The following is a 1,001-nucleotide window of genomic DNA, read 5'->3' as shown; positions in this document are numbered from 1 at the left end:
TCCTAGAACGGTTTGTCCAGGGTGATATGTCCGTCGCGCTTGAGCGCCTCGACCGCGCGTTTGACCTGCTGGCTGTCGCCGCGCGGCAGCACCAGCACGGCATCGCGGGTGGCGATGACGATCAGGTCCTTCACGCCCACCGCCGCGACCAGCGGGCCTTCCGACCGGATCAGGCAGTTGGCGGTGTCGATCGCGATCACCTCGCCGTGATGCGCGTTGTCGTCCTCGTCCTTGGGCGCGAGCGCGTGCAGCGCGTCCCAGCTGCCGACGTCGGACCAGCCCATGTCGACCGGCACCACGGCGACGCGTTCGGCTTTCTCCATCACCGCATAGTCGATCGAATCGGACGGAGAACGGCCGAACACCTGGGGATCGGGATGGACATGCCGGCCGTCGCGCCGCGCGGCGGCCATCGCGTCCCTCGCGGCATCCGCCATGCCCGGCGCGAACTGCTCCAGCGCCGCCATGTAGGCGCCGGCGGTGAACAGGAAGATGCCGCCGTTCCAGCTGTGATCGCCGCTCGCCAGATAGCGCTCGGCGGTGGCGCGATCGGGCTTCTCGACGAAGCTGTCGACCCGCTGGACGCCGTCGCCGATCGTCTCGCCCCGGCGGATATAGCCGTAGCCGGTCTCGGGCGCGACCGGCGTGATGCCGAAGGTGATCAGCCAGCCCGCCTCGACCAGCGGCACGGCGCGCCCGATCGCCTCGTGAAAAGCGGCGACGTCGGCGATCACATGGTCGCTCGGCATCACCAGCAGGATGGCGTCCGGCTCGGCCTCCACGGCGGCGAGCGCGATGGCCGGCGCGGTGTTGCGCGCCGCCGGCTCCAGGATCAGCTGCGCGTCGGGGATGCCGACGTCGGCGAGCTGCGCGTCGATCTCGTCGGCATGCGCGGCGTTCGCCACCACGATCGGCGCCGCGAAGCGATCGCCCGCCGTGCGCCGCGCCGTCATCTGCAGCATCGTCTCCGCGTGCGTGAGCGACAGCAGCTGCTTGGGCCG

Annotated in this window: 1 protein-coding gene; it reads right to left on the bottom strand. The window is 70.7% G+C overall.

The genetic code is table 11. From position 1 onward, the window contains the following. Nucleotides 1-2: 2 nt before the first annotated feature. On the bottom strand, nt 3-1,001 hold a 999-nt coding region (locus tag HZF05_RS13530), incomplete at its 5' end, for a mannose-1-phosphate guanylyltransferase/mannose-6-phosphate isomerase (RefSeq protein ID WP_246331999.1).

The organism is Sphingomonas chungangi (assembly GCF_013778325.1).
Classification (GTDB): Bacteria; Pseudomonadota; Alphaproteobacteria; order Sphingomonadales; family Sphingomonadaceae; genus Solisphingomonas; species Solisphingomonas chungangi.
Note: the sequence above shows the minus strand (reverse complement) of the source record. Positions and strands in the feature narration are given on the sequence as shown.